At 34.2% G+C, this 19,011-nt stretch carries 15 protein-coding genes and 1 pseudogene; 2 read left to right on the forward strand and 14 right to left on the reverse strand.

The features are described 5' to 3' along the window. Window positions 1-29: 29 nt before the first annotated feature. The 13 genes and pseudogenes from BLT57_RS11710 to BLT57_RS11765 all read right to left on the reverse strand — a co-directional run bounded on the left by BLT57_RS11710 (window position 30) and on the right by BLT57_RS11765 (window position 16,367). Window positions 30-1,739, reverse strand: a complete 1,710-nt coding sequence (locus BLT57_RS11710; RefSeq protein WP_091425887.1) for an FG-GAP-like repeat-containing protein — start codon at window positions 1,737-1,739, stop codon at window positions 30-32. Between the two features lie 151 nt (window positions 1,740-1,890). Continuing rightward, window positions 1,891-4,770 (reverse strand): fibronectin type III domain-containing protein, encoded by a 2,880-nt coding sequence (locus tag BLT57_RS11715; protein ID WP_091425888.1) that lies wholly within the window; start codon window positions 4,768-4,770, stop codon window positions 1,891-1,893. Between the two features lie 362 nt (window positions 4,771-5,132). Continuing rightward, complete coding sequence (locus tag BLT57_RS11720; protein WP_091425890.1) at window positions 5,133-6,830, reverse strand: FG-GAP-like repeat-containing protein; 1,698 nt, start codon at window positions 6,828-6,830, stop codon at window positions 5,133-5,135. Window positions 6,831-6,941: 111 nt separating this feature from the next. Beyond that, window positions 6,942-7,130: pseudogene (locus tag BLT57_RS14245) on the reverse strand (enoyl-ACP reductase); the annotation flags it as partial. 60 nt (window positions 7,131-7,190) lie between these two features. Beyond that, window positions 7,191-8,900: an FG-GAP-like repeat-containing protein gene (locus BLT57_RS11725; protein WP_091425891.1), complete on the reverse strand. Its 1,710-nt coding sequence runs from the start codon at window positions 8,898-8,900 to the stop codon at window positions 7,191-7,193. Between the two features lie 112 nt (window positions 8,901-9,012). Next, complete coding sequence (locus tag BLT57_RS11730) at window positions 9,013-9,831, reverse strand: enoyl-ACP reductase (protein WP_091425893.1); 819 nt, start codon at window positions 9,829-9,831, stop codon at window positions 9,013-9,015. A gap of 47 nt (window positions 9,832-9,878) precedes the next feature. Continuing rightward, the gene (gene recN, locus BLT57_RS11735; protein ID WP_091425894.1) at window positions 9,879-11,531 is read right to left on the reverse strand and encodes a DNA repair protein RecN; all 1,653 of its coding nucleotides are present in this window, start codon (window positions 11,529-11,531) and stop codon (window positions 9,879-9,881) included. Window positions 11,532-11,590: 59 nt separating this feature from the next. Beyond that, window positions 11,591-12,478 (reverse strand): DUF4835 family protein, encoded by an 888-nt coding sequence (locus BLT57_RS11740; RefSeq protein ID WP_091425896.1) that lies wholly within the window; start codon window positions 12,476-12,478, stop codon window positions 11,591-11,593. Further along, the gene (gene coaBC, locus BLT57_RS11745; protein ID WP_091425899.1) at window positions 12,471-13,682 is read right to left on the reverse strand and encodes a bifunctional phosphopantothenoylcysteine decarboxylase/phosphopantothenate--cysteine ligase CoaBC; all 1,212 of its coding nucleotides are present in this window, start codon (window positions 13,680-13,682) and stop codon (window positions 12,471-12,473) included. Before coaBC ends, BLT57_RS11740 begins: the two co-directional genes overlap by 8 nt. Window positions 13,683-13,689: 7 nt before the next feature. Then, window positions 13,690-14,019, reverse strand: a complete 330-nt coding sequence (locus BLT57_RS11750; protein WP_091425901.1) for a DNA-directed RNA polymerase subunit omega — start codon at window positions 14,017-14,019, stop codon at window positions 13,690-13,692. Between the two features lie 12 nt (window positions 14,020-14,031). Then, the gene (locus tag BLT57_RS11755) at window positions 14,032-14,847 is read right to left on the reverse strand and encodes an outer membrane protein assembly factor BamD (RefSeq protein ID WP_091425903.1); all 816 of its coding nucleotides are present in this window, start codon (window positions 14,845-14,847) and stop codon (window positions 14,032-14,034) included. A 108-nt stretch (window positions 14,848-14,955) separates the two neighbouring features. Then, window positions 14,956-15,849: a 4-hydroxy-tetrahydrodipicolinate synthase gene (dapA, locus tag BLT57_RS11760; RefSeq protein ID WP_091425905.1), complete on the reverse strand. Its 894-nt coding sequence runs from the start codon at window positions 15,847-15,849 to the stop codon at window positions 14,956-14,958. Next, a complete protein-coding gene (locus tag BLT57_RS11765) occupies window positions 15,849-16,367 on the reverse strand; it encodes a hypothetical protein (protein ID WP_091425907.1) in 519 nt (172 codons plus the stop codon). Before BLT57_RS11765 ends, dapA begins: the two co-directional genes overlap by 1 nt. 71 nt (window positions 16,368-16,438) lie before the next feature. On the opposite strand from BLT57_RS11765, the gene BLT57_RS11770 reads away from it, so the two are divergent. Next, entirely contained in the window at window positions 16,439-17,203 is a 765-nt protein-coding gene (locus BLT57_RS11770; RefSeq protein ID WP_091426787.1) for a 5'-nucleotidase C-terminal domain-containing protein, read from the forward strand. Next, window positions 17,200-18,111, forward strand: a complete 912-nt coding sequence (locus BLT57_RS11775; protein WP_091425908.1) for a bifunctional UDP-sugar hydrolase/5'-nucleotidase — start codon at window positions 17,200-17,202, stop codon at window positions 18,109-18,111. Before BLT57_RS11770 ends, BLT57_RS11775 begins: the two co-directional genes overlap by 4 nt. On the opposite strand, the gene BLT57_RS11780 is transcribed toward BLT57_RS11775, so the two are convergent. Continuing rightward, the gene (locus tag BLT57_RS11780; RefSeq protein ID WP_091425910.1) at window positions 18,112-18,888 is read right to left on the reverse strand and encodes a hypothetical protein; all 777 of its coding nucleotides are present in this window, start codon (window positions 18,886-18,888) and stop codon (window positions 18,112-18,114) included. It abuts the gene before it with no gap. Between the last annotated feature and the right edge of the window lie 123 nt (window positions 18,889-19,011).

A 19,011-nucleotide genomic window follows, 5' to 3' on the forward strand; every position in this document is an offset into this window, starting at 1 on the left:
TGCAAACCAATAGTCTGGAACTAAATTGATTATTTTTTAATAAACTTTCTTCTTATGGTCGTATTCTCTATACGAAAGCTCACTACATATTGTCCAGCATTCAATTTTGACACGTCTAACTGGTCATCATATAAATGCGGTTTATAAATCAACCTTTGACCAAGTGCATTCATAACAACTATTTGATCAATTTCTTTTAAGGTCTTTATATACAATTTATCCAGAACAGGATTAGGGTATATGACATTCGTGTTGATTGCGACATCAACACTATTTAAGGTATTATCGCCTTCCACAATATTTAAAGTTTGATTTGACTGGATATTATAAAAGATTTCCTCAACACCACTAGGCCAATTTATTTTTATATAATCTATAACTGTGTGAGTCCCAAGGCCAAAATGCACGCTATTACTAGATTGCGCCATATAACCTTCTCCACAAAACGTATATCGGTATTGTTTATTATCATTAATCGAAATCTCAATCTTGGCGCCTATTGCATTCCTATTACTTTGAGTGCCTATCAATTTTAGTTTTATCCAATTTAATGAATTAGAAGACATATTTTTCCACAAAAATATGTCATCATTATCATTATTAGATACCACTAAATCGATTAACCCATCATTATTGATATCACCAGTGGCATTTGAATAACTCGACCTATTATCTCCTGGAAAAGAACTATTATTCAAAACAAAGCTACTATTAGTATCGTTTTCATAAAACGCTGCTGACAACAAACTTGGAACACTACCATCTAATTGCCCACTCACATAAAGATCGAGATCCATATCGTTATCAGCATCAAAAAATGAAGCTCCCCAACCAATACTATCAAAACTCGTTCCTGTAGCACCGGCAACGTTAGTAAAGGTTTCATCACCATTGTTTCTAAGTAGTACATTTCCGCCTGGATTATTAGTCACATAAATATCAAAAAAACCATCGGCATTATAATCTCCAACCGTCACAGACATTGCATCGATTAAGACATTAGTCCCTGAAGAAACACTAATATCTGAAAAGGTTCCATCACCATTATTTTTATATAGTTTATTCTCATAACTGAGTTTATCGTTAGACACATAAATGTCTTGATAACCATCATTATTAATATCTAAAAAGGCTGAACAAAATGAAAAAGCAGGGTTGAGATCTATTCCTGATTGCAATGTCACATCGGTAAATGTCCCATCACCATCATTTTTATACAATTTGTTTGTCACAATAGATGTTCTATTGCTTAAAAAAACATCCAAAAACCCATCATTATTATAATCTCCCCATGAGGCTCCGTAGGTATATAAGTTGTTTATTGTAATCCCAGACGTAGCTGTAATATCCTGAAACGTCATACTACCAGTATTTTCAAGGAGCTTGTTTCCAACTGTCGTACTCGTAACGAATAAATCATTATCTCCATCATTATCAAAATCTACCCAGGTTACAGATTTTGTTTCATAATTAAAACTCAATCCGCTAAAGTTTTGTTCAACAAAGATTCCGTTACTATTTTTAAGAAACCTTACATCATCACCGCTCCCAGTTGTAATTGTAAGATCATCCCACCCATCGTTGTCAAAGTCATAGAAGGATAATCCGTTCCCTAAAAAAGTGAGTCCTGTAGTTATGTTTGCACCTAATATGGTGGCTTGATCTTCAAATACTATTTGCGAATACACATCATTACCTAAAAACAAAAAACAGAGTAATAAAAAGTAATTATATTTCATAAGTTGCTTTTGTCAAATTTACAAAATTACGCTTTTGATCTCAGTTCCAATAGTTGAAATAAAAAAGAGTAGGATAATAAGACCATCAATATTATAAAAAAAACCGCTAAAAATTTAGCGGCTTTAATTTATTAATAAAAAGGTTTTAAGCTTATTGCTTAATCACTCTTATGGTCTTAGTTGCATTTACAATTGTCACCTTAACAAAATACGTACCTGTTTGTAAGTTAGACATGTCTATATCACTATCTACCGTATTAGGAGTAGTGTTCATCACTACTTGACCTAACATATTATACATCGTTACATTCTCAATATTATTTTGAGCATTTAATGTTAATGTATTTTTAACTGGATTCGGATAGTAAGTGAAAGCGGAAGGATTGTCAATTTCACCTAAACTCAGTGTAGCACATGTTACAGTTGCTGCCCATCCTGTTTCAGGTACAGAACCATCAGAATTAAATTCAATGGTCAGCGCTCCAGAAGGATCAGTAGACGTAAAAGAATCTCCAATATTTAATTCACTTGATGCAACACTTGGCACACCTCCATCACCACTCTCTTCGCCACATAGTGTTTGCGCTAGAACTGGGAATGTATTGTCTGGTCCATCATAAATAGTTAAGAAATCCCAGCAGCCATCTTGGGCACCTGCTCCTCCAGAACTTTCGAGATCAACATATGTGAAAGTTATGGTAACAACTTCGCCGGCAGCATCTGGGAATATTGTCGTAGATGTTGATTCATTATTTGCATATGAACCTGAATTACCACCTGAATCTAAGAAGATGCCGTTTGTACAATCTGGTGGCACAGCCACATAAGGAGTAGCAAACGAGAATGGTCCTGCCCAAGCAGACACGCCATCAACACCACAATCGGCCTGTACATAAAACTCATATGTATTATCACCAACTAAACCAGTAACATTATAAGGATTTGCAACTCCAGAAGCAGTTGCTGTTCCAGTCACGGTTCCTCCTGCGGTTACATCAACTAATTCGATGTTCCAAGAGGTAGCAGCTCCGTTTTCTGTCCAACCCAAATCAGCCGAAGTTTCTAAAATATTGGTAGCTGTTAACGCTGAAGGTGCAGGACAAGTTTCTATTGTCGCGAATGCAAACGGTCCAATCCAATTAGATGTTCCATCAACACCACAATCTGATTGTACATAAAACTCGTAGCTATTGTTTTCTGTTAATCCCATAGCCATATATGGATTAGTAACACCAGTTACAGTCGCAACTCCGGTTACAGTGCCACCTGCAGTTACATCAACAATTTCTATATTCCATAGTGTAGCTGAACCAACTTCAGTCCATCCCAAATCAGCTGTTGTATCAGTAATGTTTACAGCAGTTAGTGCAGAAGGATCTGGACAACTTGGTAATTCATCTAGTGTTACATCATCTATAGCAATATCATCAAGGAAATCACCAGAATCTGCGACAGAAAATCTTACTTGTGCATCACCTGTAAAAGTTAAGCCACTTAAGTTAATGACTTTTTGCTCCCAAGCACCTGACAACGAATTAGAATTGTAAACTGCTACTACATTCCATGCAGCTCCATCCCAAACACTTACGGTAAGCGTTGCATTAGGACCTCCTTCATTATTACTAATCTCATGGAAAAGAAGCGCTGGTACTGCTAAACCAGAAACATCAATAAAAGGCGATGTTAATTCAGCATTCGTAGCATCTGGTGTAGAATCATCTACAACTGCATAGTAGTTTCCTGAAAGCGTACTTCCTGTAATTGTTCCGTTATTCCCAACATGGTTTGGCCCAGCAGTATTAAACAACCAATTTTCATCTCCTCCTAATGACCAACAATCAGGCACTGATCCTGCATTTTCGAAATCTTCAGTATATGGAGCCGTAAAAGTTGTACACGCCGTAGTAAATGCGAATGGGCCAACCCATCCAGAAGTACCATTTACAACACAGTCTGCTCTTACATAAAACTCGTAAGCATTATTAGCTGTTAATCCAGTTTGATTATAAGGATTTGCAACTCCACTAGTTGTAGCAGTACCTGTAACAGTACCTCCAGCAGTAATATCTACCAGTTCTATATCCCATAAGGTTTCTGATCCTCCAGCAGTCCATCCTAGATCTGCAGAAGTAGTTAAAACATTAGTCGTTGTTAATCCGCTTGGATCTGGACAAGCAACAGTAGTTGTAAAGGCAATGGGTCCAATCCAATTTGAGGTACCAACACCTCCACAATCTGCTTGCACATAAAATTCATAATTATTTGAAGGCACTAATCCTGTTTGATTAAATGGATTTGAAACCCCAGAACTCGTAGCAGTTCCTGTGACTGTGCCTCCTGCAGTAATGTCTACTAATTCAATATTCCAAGACGTAGCTGAACCTGTTTCTGTCCATCCTAAATCTGCTGAAAAACCATCAATTACGGTTGCAGTTAATGCTACTGGATCTGGACATGCTGGTGGTGTAGCTGAAGTAATTGTCGGTGACGTCAAGCAGAAGCCCCATTGCCATCCACCTAAATCGTCATAAGAAAAACGATATTGAAAACCTGACAATTGTGTTGAAGTATATCCTGCAATATTGATTACAGCTGTTGTATAAGGTACAATACTCGCACATGTTTGATAATCTGTATTTGTAGAATTTCCTGCAAAAGTTTCTACAGCCGTCCAAGTCATTGCATCAGCATCGTAGATTTCTATTGCTAATATATCTCCTCCAAGAGGTCTGTATACATAATCACTACTAATGGTCACCCATGTTTCTCCAGCAACACTTGCTGGTGTAAGATCAATTACAGGAGATGTAGTTTGAATATTATCTGCAGAACCGTTACCGGCAGCATCATCGTCAAAACTAAATGTAGCCCCCACAGCCGGATCTGATAAAAGTCCTACTCCTGTGTATGTCCCTGACAAAGTCCAGGCAGCGTTTGGCCAACTTGCAGCCTGATTTAATGTTTGTGCCATACCATTGTATGAGAGCACTAACATTACTGCTATTAAAAATTTTAAAGTAATTTTTTTCATGAAATTATTGATTAAGTTAGTAATACTTAAAAATATGTTTATTCTACACCAATTAGAAAAGATACTTTGCCTAATCGATTAAATTCTAAAAACACCGATAAAATGCACTATCATTGTCATTTCTTTAGTTTTAACAATTCAACAATGTAGGTTAATTCGTCAATTTTAAAAGTATTAAAATGTCCTTTATGGTTTCGGTGATGTTGGGTAATAAACTTAATTCTTAAAAACTATTTATGTAGTGCGCAACAAATAATGTGATAGCAATGCCAAGAGGAAACATCTTATCTATATAAGCGTAAGCTCAATTTCGTTTATGTCATTATAGGCTCTAGGAGTTGTTGGTTTCTACGCAATAAAATTTATTCTTTAATTAATTTGTGATTCCATATGCCCTTATCTGATTCTAACACCAGGATATAGTGACCTGCTTGAAGTGAAGACACATCTACACTATTGTTTTCTATTAAATTAACCACTAAAACTTCTTGACCTAAAAGATTAGTAACTCTAACCTTATTTATGGTTGTGTCTGAATTAATTTTCAAGATATCACCTACAGGATTAGGATAAATATAACTCTCAACTTGAGATACATTTGTAAGCCCCAAAGTATTACTACCTTCAGTTACGGTTAATACTTGATTTACTGGGACATTATATATGATATCTTCAACACCACTGAGCCAAGTCAATTTGATATAATCTATAATTGTGCTATCTCCAAGACCAATATGTTTCAATTTAGAATTTTGACTTAAATACCCTTCACCACAATGAGTATATAGATATTGTTTTTCACCATTTACTGAAATTTCGATGCGAGTTCCAACTCCTTCTCTATTGCTGGTAGTACCTATGAACTTTAATTTAATCCAATTTGAATTAGACAAGACTGACGTATTCTTCCATAAAAAAATATCGTCATCATAATTATTAGTAACAACTAAGTCTATTAAACCATCGTTATTAATGTCTCCAGCAGCATTAGAATGACTTGCCCTGTTATTATTAGGAAAACTCGAATTACTCAATGTAAAACTGTCGCTACCGTTATTAAGATAAAAACCTGCTGAAGTGGTGGATTGTGCTGCAGTGCTCACATATAAATCGAGAGCTTTATTATTATCCGCATCAAAAAACACAGCACCCCAACTAAAGGAATTTAATATAGTTCCAGTCGGCCCTGACACATTTGTAAAGGTTTCATCACCATTATTTTTTAGGAGATAATTTCCAGCAGAATTATTAGTCACATAGATATCAAAATAGCCATCACTATTATAATCCCCTACCGTAACGGTCATGGCATCTATAGACATATCTGTTCCTGAAGACATACTAATATCATCAAAAGTGCCATCACCATTATTTTTGTAAAGTTTACTTTTTAAATTCACCTTATCATTAGACACATAAATATCTTGAAATCCATCATTATTGATATCCAAAAAAGCTGAGCAAAATGATAACACGGGATTTAGATCTATACCTGCTTGAAATGATACATCTGTAAATGTACCGTCGCCATCATTTTTATATAGTTTATTAGGAACAAGAAATGTACGATTACTTAAAAACACATCTAAAAACCCATCATTATTGTAATCTCCCCATGACGCCCCATAAGTGTAAAGATTATTTATAGAAATACCTGAAGTAGATGTTATATCTTGAAACGTCATATTACCAAGATTCTCTAGGAGTTTATTACCAACAGTCTCACTGGTTACGAATAAATCATTATCACCATCATTGTCGAAATCAACCCATGTTACAGATCTGGTTTCATAATTTAAATACTGAAGATTATAGTTTTGCTCTACAAAACTACCGTTGACATTTTTAAAAAATCGTACCTCATCTCCATCTTCAGAAGTTAGTGTTATATCATCCCACCCATCATTATCAAAATCACAAAAAGACACACCATTGCCAAGAAAGGTAAAACCTGTGGCTACATTTATTCCCAAAGCAGTTGCCTGATTTTCAAATTGCACTTGTGACTGTAACGCGTATGTTGACAAAAAGATAAGTAGTATAAAGAATTCCTTTTTCATGATGTGTCTTTCTCAAATCTATAAAAAAATCTCCTCGTATCCATTTTCAATCGTTGAAATGAAAAAAACCGATGCTAAACATCGGTTTTTTTTGTAATATCATTTTATTTTTTATTGCTTATCCACAAAGGCATCCATAACAGCATCACTCACACCCATATTACTAAAACCGCCATCATTATATAAGTTTTGTAATGTAACGCGTTTTGTTAAATCACTAAATAGCGTTATGGTATAGTTCGCACAATCTCGCGTTGTTACAAGGCCTCAGGGTGACATCTTTTCTGCATAAACTATGAAATATAAATTCCTTTCTACCCTATCCAGAAATAATAGGTATTAGAGGCTAAGTAATCGTATTTACTCTTTAATTAATTTGTGATTCCAAATACCCTTATCTGATTCTAAAACAAGAATATACTGGCCTGCTTGAAGTGAAGACACATCTAAACTGTTATTTTCTATTGAATTAACCACTAAAACATCTTGACCTAAAATAGTAATAACTCTAACCTTATTTATGGTTGTATCTGAATTAATTTTCAAGATATCACCTACAGGATTAGGATAGATATAACTCTCAGTTGTTGATACATTTGTAAGCCCCAATGTGTTGCTCCCTTCAGTTACTGTTAATACTTGATTTACTGGGACATTATAAATAATATCCTCAACACCACTGAGCCAAGTCAATTTGACATAATCTATAACTGTATGATCTCCAAGACCAATATGTTTTAATTTAGAATTTTGACTTAAATACCCTTCACCACAGTGGCTATATCGATATTGTTTTTCGCCATTTACTGAAATCTCGATGCGAGTACCCACGCCATCTCTATTACTGGTAGTGCCTACAAGCTTTAATTTAATCCAATTTGAATTAGACAGTACAGATGTATTCTTCCATAAAAAAATATCCTCATCGAAGCGATTAGTTACAACTAAATCTATTAGACCATCGTTATCAATATCTCCAATAGCGTTAGAATAACTTGACCTTGTGTCATTTGGAAAGCTTGAATTGTTCAATGTAAAACTACTATTGCCATTGTTTAGAAAAAACCCTCCTGGTAGAAACCCTGTGGATCCATCAGAGACAGCGCAAACATACAAATCTAAACTTTCATCATTATCAGCGTCAAAAAACACAGCCCCCCAACTAAAACTGCTAAAGACTGTTCCCGAAGATATGGCTACGTTTGTAAAGGTCTCATCCCCATTATTTCTGAGAAGATAATTTCCAATTATATTATTATTTGTAACATAGATATCAAAATAACCATCATTATTGTAGTCACCAACAGTTGCAGTCATGGCATCAATAGCAATATCTGTTCCTGAAGACATACTTATATCATCAAAAGTGCCATCACCATTATTTTTATATAGTTTGTTTTTAAACAAATCCCTATCATTAGACACGTAAATATCTTGAAGCCCATCATTATTGATGTCTAAAAAAACAGAGCACAATGTAAGTTCAGGGTTAAGATTAATACCTGCTTGAAATGAGACATCTGTAAATGTGCCATCACCATCATTTTTATATAATTTGTTTGGTACAAGAAATGTTCTATTACTTAAAAACACATCCAAAAACCCATCATTATTGTAGTCTCCCCATGTCACTCCATCAGTGTATAGATTATTTATTGATATGCCAGAAGTTGATGTTATATCTTGAAACGTCATATTACCAGCATTCTCTAGGAGTTTATTACCAACAGTCTCACTCGATACAAATAAATCATTATCACCATCATTGTCGAAATCAACCCATGTCACCGACTTTGTTTCATAATTCAAATACTGTAGATTAAAGTTTTGTTCTACAAAACTACCGTTGACATTTTTAAAAAATCGCACCTCATCTCCATCGACAGAAGTTAATGTTAGATCATCCCATCCATCATTATCAAAATCACAAAAGGATACACCATTACCAAAAGTAGTATTACCTGTGGCTACATTTACTCCCAGCTCAGTTGCTTGATTTTCAAATTGCACCTGCGATTGTAATGACCATATTGATAGTAATGTTAGTAGTATAAAAATATTCTTTTTCATGATGTGTCTTTCTCAAATCTATAAAAAAATCTCTTCGTATCCTTTTTCAATCGTTGAAATGAAAAAAACCGATGCTGAACATCGGTTTTTTTTTGTAATATCATTTTATTTTTTATTGCTTATCCACAAAGGTATCCATAACAGCATCACTCACACCCATATTACTAAAACCGCCATCATTATATAAGTTTTGTAATGTGACACGCTTTGTTAAATCACTAAATAGCGTTATTGTATAATTAGCACAATCAAGAGCTGTCGCATTACCTAAAGGTGACATTTTTTCAGCATAAGAAATGAATCCATCAAATCCCTTTACACCTTGACCAGCTGTGGTTGGTGTTGGTGACTGAGAAATGGTATTGACTCTCACGTTTTTATCTCTTCCGAAGAAATATCCAAAACTACGTGCAATACTTTCTAAATAGGCTTTATTGTCGGCCATATCATTATAATCTGGAAATACACGTTGTGCGGCCATATAAGTTAAGGCTACAATACTTCCCCATTCATTCATGGCATCAGCTTTATAAAGGGTTTGCATAACTTTATGAAATGACATCGCAGAGACATCGGTACCTTTTTGAGTCCAATCGTATTTTTGATCGGTGTAAGGTCTACCTTTTCTAACGTTTATAGACATACCAATAGAATGCAATACAAAGTCAATTTTACCACCAAGAATTTCCATAGATTTCTCAACGAGGTTTTGTAAATCTTCTTCTGAAGTTGCATCGGCAGGAATAATTTGAGAACCTGTTTGTTCGGCTAGCTCATTTATTTGTCCCATTCGCATCGCTATAGGTGCATTGGTAAGCACAAACGTGCCACCTTCTTCATGCACGCGTTCAGCCGTTTTCCATGCGATTGAATTCGAATCTAATGCGCCAAAAATAATTCCGCGTTTTCCTTTTAGTAAATTGTATGACATGCTGTTGTAATTAAGATGTTAGTTGATTTATGTGTTCAAAGATAGTATTAATTGAGTAATTGTTTGGCATGTTCTAATGCCGAATTTGTCACATTGACACCACCTAGCATTTGAGCGATTTCTACGATGCGCTCTTCGGGTGTTAATTTTTTAAGCTGAGTTTGAGTGATGTCATTTACATCTTCTTTATAGACTTTATAGTGCGCATCTCCTTTAGCCGCAATTTGAGGTAAATGCGTAATGGTAAATACTTGCATGGTCTTACTCATTTGCTGCATAATACTTGCCATTTTATTGGAGATTTCACCAGAAACTCCCGTGTCTATTTCATCAAACATTATTGTTGGTAACTGTGTATATCTTGATAAAATAGATTTTATGGCGAGCATAATCCGCGATAATTCCCCACCAGATGCGGCTTTCTTTAAATCATTAAATTGCCCTCCTTTATTAGCAGAGAATAAAAATTGTAATAAATCTGAGCCATTGGCTAAATATGATGTTGAGGATTGTAACCTAATATCAAACTTCGCATTTGGCATGCCTAATGTAGCTAAGATAGTTTCTAATTGTTGTTTTAACTTCGGAATGACCGAAGTTCGCTTCTCATGTATTACATGCGTAAGGTTCTTTAATTCGTTATGAAACACCTCAATACCTTTTTCTTTTTCGGCTATGGATACGTCTAAGTTTTCAGTTATCGAAACCTTTCGTGATAAGGCTTCTTTTATATTCATTAGTTCATCAATAGAAGCCACCGTGTGTTTTTGCATTAAATTATGCAACACTTGTAGTTTGGTATTGACAACGTCTAGTCGATTTGGGTCGGCATCTAAACTATTTTCTAGATTTTCAATTTCAGCAACGATATCATCTAACTCAATCATACTGCTGTTAACGCGTTGATAGATATTATCATAATCTTTTCCAAAGCTAATAAGCTTAGCTAAATGATGTTTAGCCTCAGTAAGGCTAGTAAGTATCCCTAATTCGTCATTACTCAATAATTGCTGTGACTGCAATAACTTCTCCTTAATCTCTTCAACATTATTCAAAGTCTCATATTCGCTCTCTAATAGCTCCAGTTCACCAACTTTTAAATTCGCGTCTTCCAATTCTTTTAAAAGAAATAAATTATAATCTAATTCCTTAATAGATTCTGATTTTTGTTCTAAGAGTTGTTGTAATTCGCGCTGTTCTGCTTTAAATTTTTTAAGTGCAGATGCATAGGATTCTAATACTTGAGAATTTTCAGCTAAAGCGTCAATAATTTGAAATTGAAAATTATCATTAGTGAGTTCTAATGTTTGGTGCTGCGAGTGAATATCAATCAAGCGATTCCCTAAGATCTGGAGACTATCAAGGCGTACTGGTGTGTCATTCACAAATGCTCTAGACTTTCCAGATGGCAAAATCTCTCTTCTAATGATTGTTATGGATTCATAATCTAAATCTTCTGTCGAAAATAAAGTTTTCAAATTGTATTTAGCAATGTCAAAAGTCGCCTCAATAATGCATTTTTTAGTATTGTCTTTGATACTACTTAAATCAGCTCGCTTCCCTAAAATTAAAGATAAGCCTCCCAAGAGAATGGACTTACCAGCGCCTGTTTCGCCTGTGATAATAGACAATCCATTGCTAAAACTCACTTGGAGTTCATCAATAAGCGCATAATTTTTTATAGATAATTGTGTAAGCATAAGGCAGCTAATAAATACAGCATGAATTTACTGAAATTAACTCTAATACTCACATGAGCTTAGAAATTTATTTTACGCCATTTCGAAGAATGCATCGGCGCGATTTTAGTCAATGTCGAAATCAAATCTGAAATATTAATAGACGGTCCTCCACTAAAGATTTGTTGGATTTCGTCTGACTTCGCATCAAAAAAGGTTCGCAGTAAAAAAGAATTAGGGCGTTTATTATTCATTACCCTTAAAGTATTTAACGATTCGACAATTGCTTGTTTTGCTTCTTTCGCATCATTGCTCATTTCATCCAATCCTTTGCGATGGTAATTATACATCACATTGCGATATTCTTTAAAAGTTGGAGATAAAATATTGTCTATCAGAATAAAGCGTGTTTGCTGGCCATCTTCTAGTTTCCAACCTTTAGAGTTATTTTGCTGAGAATAATTTAAAATGGTTTGAGCTTGCTTATAATATTCTGCTCCTCCTCCATCAGAAAATGTATCAGCATCTAATCCCAACATCATATAGATATGAAATGAAATTACAGACACTAAATTAGATTCAAATTGGTTTTCATTAAAGACAAAATTCTGAAATTCTAAATATTGAAATGCAAAATCCTTGTCATTAAAATTATAAACGGGTGTACTGTATGTTGATCCATATACGGGTCTACTACTCTGGATTTGCAGAGAAGCGTCGAACAAATCGTTATTATAACCATTTATAGTAATAATCATTCCACAATCTATGCGCTCTTGTCCTTTAAAAGATTTATCTGTCCATTGCGTATTATTTATAAACTCATTAAGTTGACGTTCTAGAGTTTTAAACACCTGAACATTGTCATTTCCTGTAAGTTGAGCATTGACTATTACGTTACAATTAAGCTCTTGGGCAGTTATGCCTAAGGACATGATCATCAATAAAATAAATATATAATTACGCATGTGTTTGTTTTAAAATTTGCTGCATTAAATCTTGAGCAACTTCTGTTTTTGACTTTAGTTCATGCTCCAATATGTCATGGGCTGCGGTGATAAAAGTAACTTTATTTGTTGAACCTCCAAAACCTGCACCTTTATCGTTTAACGAATTAAGAACGATAAGGTCTAAATTTTTAGATTCCAGTTTTCCTTTTGCATGCTGCAATTCGTTATTGGTTTCTAATGCAAATCCTACTAAAAACTGTTGTTTCTTTATTTCACCTAAGGACTTTAATATATCTTTTGTTTTTTCTAACTCAATAGTAAACGTAGATTCTTTCTTTTTTATTTTTTGGCTCGCGATATATTTTGGTTTATAATCTGCAACTGCTGCCGATAATATGGCAATATCAACATCCTCAAAATACTGATGCGCCTGCTCATACATGTCCTGAGCACTTATTACTCGTATTACCTTTATTAAACTATGCGACACTGTTTGATGAGAAGGTCCAGTTATTAAAATGACCTGAGCACCTAAATTGGCAGCTGCTTTAGCGATTTCAAAACCCATTTTACCACTTGAGTGATTTCCAATAAACCGAACAGGATCAATGGCTTCATAGGTTGGGCCAGCTGTAATCAATATTTTTTTACTTTTCAAAGGCAACTTATCCAGAACATCTTTTTCAATAAAAGCAACAATATCTTCAGGTTCAGCCATTCGACCCTCGCCAATGAGACCACTAGCCAATTCTCCAGAAGTCGCTGGAATCATCACATTTCCGAAGCTCTTCAATGTCTCAAAAGACATCTTCGTAGACTCATGCTTATACATGTCTAAATCCATAGCAGGTGCAAAATACACTGGACACTTTGCAGATAAATAGGTGGCCAGTAACAAATTATCACAGGTGCCATTTGCCATTTTAGACAATGTATTTGCTGTTGCTGGAGCAATCAAAAATAGGTCGGCCCAAAGACCAAGTTCTACATGATTATTCCACATAGCGTTATCATCTTCATCATTTGTGAAAGAAGAAACTACTGGATTTTTAGATAATGTTGAAAGCGTTAAAGGTGTAATGAAGTCTTTTGAAGCAGGCGTCATAACGACCTTTACGTTGGCGCCTGCTTTTATAAATAACCTAACAAGGTTAGCTGTCTTGTAAGCAGCAATACCAGCAGTTATGCCTAAAAGTATATTTTTGCCGCTTAATATAGACATGCTTATATTATTCCTGAACGTCGTCGTCAGTATTTCTGTAGTAAATCTTATCGTCTAACCATTCTTGAACTGCCAGAGCATGTGGCTTCGGTAATTTTTCATAGAATTTTGACACTTCGATTTGTTCTTTGTTTTCAAATATTTCTTCAAGACTATCATTGTAAGTTGCAAACTCTTCAAGTTTATCAACTAACTCTCGTCTGATATCAGTATTGATTTGCTCAGCTCTTTTCGAGATTACAGAAATAGCCTCATAAATATTGTTTGTTGATGCATCGATGATATTTCTATCATACGTTTCTGTGGTTACAGGAGCATTGGTCTTTTTTAAATCCATATGTATATGTAATTAACTTTTTGTATTGATTTGTTCAGGTGTTGATGTCATCTCTTCATTCATTCTATCTGCTTCTTCTATAAATTCAGAATTTGGATAAAACTTCTTGAAACTTTTATAATAATTAATAGCAGTATTTAATCTTGCTTCCTTTTTTGACTTAACACTATTTATTCCAAGTTTGTAAGCAGAGTCTAAACGATAAAACATGGCTTGTTCTCTAAAACTAGTTCCAGGGAAATCAGCTAGAAAATTTTCAAATGCTTTAATTGCAGCTAAATAATCATTAGATTCAAAATAAGCAATATTATTATATTGTTTTGCGATTTCAAATGCTTTTCGCTCTAATTTATAATCTAATTCTTGTATTAAAGTATTGGCCTGCGGTAACAGCTCAGAGTCTGGATATTTATTGACAAACAGCTGTAATTTTTGAAGCGCTTCTACCGTTTCGTGCTGTTCTTTACTATACACAGGTGACAAATGATAAAAACTTTTAGCTGCTAAAAACGCCGCTTCTTGCACTTTCTCACTCTGAGGATATAAACGTTCAAATTGATCTAACTTATAACCTGCTTCTATATAACTACGCATTTCATAGAATGTTTTCGCGTACATGTACATGAGCTTCTCTGCCTGTGGCTTCCCTCTGTAATTAGGTTCGATTTGTTTGAAAAGCCTGTTGGCCTTTGACCATTTGCCAGCGTCAAACAACTCTGATCCTAAATTAAATTTAGTGGCTACATCATCAGATTTCAATGCTTTCTGAAATTCGCTACAAGAGGTTAATAGCAAGAGCGTTACTAATAAATAAAATAATTTCTTCATAAATAAAAAACAGGTTGCAAAAGTACGTATTTCTAACGTATTATAAAAACAAATATTTTCAACTAAAATAACGGTTGAATTTAGGCTCTTCTTATGTTTAAGTAATATTTAACTTTTTATCTCATAGTTGAGTTTTTGAAGCGCTGATTGGATTTGTTGTTTAAGTCCTTCACTTGCCTCAACCAGAGGTAATCTAACCGCTGACTTAGATAAGTTTAAAACCTCCAATACAGCCTTTATCCCAGCAGGATTATTTTCTGAAAAGATAAGTGAAATCATATCCATAAGATCAAAATGAATCTTATATGCTTCTTTTGCTTTCCCTTCTAATCCCAGATTAATCATGCGTGTAAATTGTTTTGGTAACGCCTGTCCTATTACAGAAATTACCCCAGCTCCACCTGCCAGAACAACACCCAATACCAAATCATCATCCCCAGAAATAATTAAAAAATCATCAGGTTTATCTCTTAATAATTTTAAATATTGATGTACATTATTCCCAGCTTCTTTCACAGCAATGATATTGCCAAAATCTCTCGCTAAACGCAAAGTTGTCTCAGGCAGCATATTTGATGATGTACGCCCAGGAACATTGTATAAAATGATATCCACTGGAGACGTTTCTGAAATCACTTTAAAATGCTGATAAATGCCTTCCTGAGTTGGTTTACTGTAATACGGTGACACCGATAATAGCGCATCAATTTGGGACAAATCTGTAGTCTTAATCTCTTCGATTACCTCAGTTGTATTGTTTCCACCAATTCCTAAAACCAATGGCACTCTCCCATTATTCGTATGCACTATTGTTTTTATAATATCTTTCTTTTCTTGTTTGGTAATTGTAACGCTTTCACCAGTTGTTCCACTAATAACGATATAATTCGTACCATTATCAATATTGTAATTCACCAGATTAGCCAGGGCCTCATGATCGACACTTAAATCTGTATTAAAAGGTGTGATTATCGCCACACCTGTGCCATGAAATTTAGTCATTATAATTTGTTTAAAACTGTTAAATATTTCTTCAATTCCTCTTTAAACAATGAAAACTCTTGCGGTTTTACATCAATAATTAAATCATAAAGTCTTTGGTCTTCATTCATTATACCCACTTTAAAATTCGACTTCGAAAGTGCTGCTATTATATCCAGCTCTATATGATGTTCTTTATAAAAGCATATCAAAACATCAAACTGAGTATCAATGAATGTTTGTAAATCAATACTATTAATCTTTCCTTTCCATCCAAAATCTTTCGGATTAAAATAGGTGTCCCAAAGATTATTCGTGCCTTTTGGGTCATCAACAAAGGCTACAATTTTAGTCTTTGCTTCTTGAATATTTAAACTTTTAAAGAACGATCTAAAAGCATCAAAATCGGCAAACTCATTGACATTTAAAATAACACCAATGGTTTTCATTTTTGTATTACTTACTGCAACACGACGAGCATTTAATAATTTGTTGATGTATTTTTGATTTGATTTTTTCTTAAATGCCTTTAAAATCATTTATATTTATGCTTTCCACAAATGTAAAAAAAAGCATACTACGAATTCCTAAACATATCATAATAAAATCTATGAATTATAAACATTTAATCCTCCTATATTGTGCAATCACATTCAGTTCTTGTCAACAAGAGTTTCAACTGCGTAAAATAGAGGGTAAACAAATCAATATTTCAGACAGTCTAGCCTCAAATCCAGATGTAGAAGCCTTTATTAAGCCCTATCGCGAACATTTGAATAAAAACCTAGATAGCGTTTTAGCTTATGCTGTTGACACATACTCTAAAACAGACGGCGAATATAATACAGCTATTGGAAATATGATGGCCGATGCTGTTTATGAAGAGGCTAATTATGTATTCAATAAAAGAACTGGTGAAAATATCGATTTTGTTTTACTCAATCATGGTGGTATTAGAGCTATAATTTCAAAGGGTGATGTGACCATTAGAACAGCTTATGAGGTAATGCCATTTGAAAATTCCGTAGTGGTCGTCAAAATGAAAGGCGAAAAAGTGAAAGAATTGCTCGATTACTTAGCTCGGGCGAAACGCGCACACCCTATTTCAAAATTAAATGTTGTAATTGATAGTAATGGTGATCTAAAATCTGGAGTGCTTAATGGGCAAGCATTAGATTTCAGCAAAACCTACAATGTAGCTACAAATGACTATTTGTATAGTGGCGGCGATCGAATGACCTTCTTTCAGCCTAATGATAGTCTATACGTATTAGATTATAAAATTCGCAACATCCTTATTGATCATTTTACAAAAATAGACACCCTTAATCCTGTTATTGACGACCGTTTTATTCAAATAAAAAATCAATCATGAAGAGAAGAGAGTTTATACAACAAACAGCAGCCGCATCGGCATTAATTGGACTTGGCGGTATTGGATTAACTTCGTTTTCTCCAGCAACAAAGAAAATAACCATTCTTCACACCAACGATGTTCATAGTCATATAGATCCCTTTGGACCAGATGACGGACGAAACCCTAATCAAGGAGGTGTAGCCAGACGCGCAAGTTTAATTGAAACCATTCGTAAAGAAAACCCGAACACCTTATTATTAGATGCAGGAGATATTTTTCAAGGCACACCCTATTTTAATTATTATGGTGGAGAGCTTGAATTCAAACTCATGAGCATGCTTAAATATGATGTCGCTACTATTGGAAATCATGATTTTGACAATGGAATTGACGGCCTCTTTGCACAACTGCCTCATGCTAAATTTGATTTTGTATCGGCTAATTATGATTTTTCCAATACTATTATGGATACGCACGTAAAACCTTATCGAATAATAATAAAAGATGGTATTAAAATTGGAGTTTTCGGATTAGGCATTCAACTTGAAGGGCTTGTAAATGAAAAAATGTATAAAGAGACTGTGTATCTAGATCCTGTTGAAACTAGCCAGGAAATGACACGTATTTTAAAGCAAGATGAAAAATGTGACCTCATCATTTGTCTTTCTCATTTAGGTTATAACTATAGTACTCGTCCTAAAAAAATTAGCGATCTTAAATTAGCTGAAATTACAAAAGATATCGATTTAATTATTGGTGGTCACACGCATACATTTCTGAAAAAACCTACAGTAGTTAAAAATATGGATGGAAAAAATATGTTGGTTAACCAAGTGGGCTGTTATGGTATTAACCTAGGGAAAATAGATTTCTATTTTGATGCCGATAAAAACAAAGCTGCTAACGGAACTTCAATTATTGTCTAATTAAAAGTTAACTCTTATTTGACGTAAACTCTCTGTAGTGGGTATAAAATATTCTGACAAATTAATACGTTTATCGCTATAGCGTTGTGTATGATGATCATAAACGTATTTGTAAAGTAAAAACAATCCTGCGGTATGAAGAATACCTTCAAACATTTCGAATACCCAATAATAGACATATAAGGAACAGATATAGTTTAAAACGTCTGCAAACACAAAACTAAACACCATGAGTAAAAATGTAATAGATTGAGCAGTTTCTCTACTCAAATAGACAGCGAATGCAAAAAACGTCATTGCAATAAGCGTAATCCCGTGAAAAATATATAGTATAAGGTTTATATCATCAACAAAATTCTCTTTGGCAACGCCGTATAAAGCATATAAAAAGTAAGAGTTTAAAATCAAAACTAATATCAAATAAACGGAAACTAAGCCTTCAAACTTTACTCGTCTCAACTTACCAAAAAGGACAAATATCAATAATAAATATGCTCCAATATACATTGACTTTGAAAGCTTCAATGACAGATCGCCAAATCCAAATACCGATAGCGCATCTCCAAGAAAAAACACTAAAAAAATGGTGAGGAACACATTAGCCATTTTATGCAGTTGACAAAAATAAAATGTCAGTAAAATGGTAACAGTAATAAGTTTTGTAATCTTAGGAACAATCCCATAGTCAAAAAAAGTGGCTATAGAATTCCCAAGCAACAAAACTAGTAGAACCATAACTAACGCCATATTTGGCTTTAATTTTTTTGCTTCTTGCATGGTAGACTTTTATATTGGGTAAGACAAATATAGTAAAAAATATGTATTTCAACGTGTTTTTTGAACGTTTTATCGATTAAATATTGAATTAGACATGTTGGATGTAGGTTTTAGCTTTCTAAA

The organism is Formosa sp. Hel1_31_208, from assembly GCF_900104785.1.
Lineage (GTDB): Bacteria > Bacteroidota > Bacteroidia > Flavobacteriales > Flavobacteriaceae > Psychroserpens.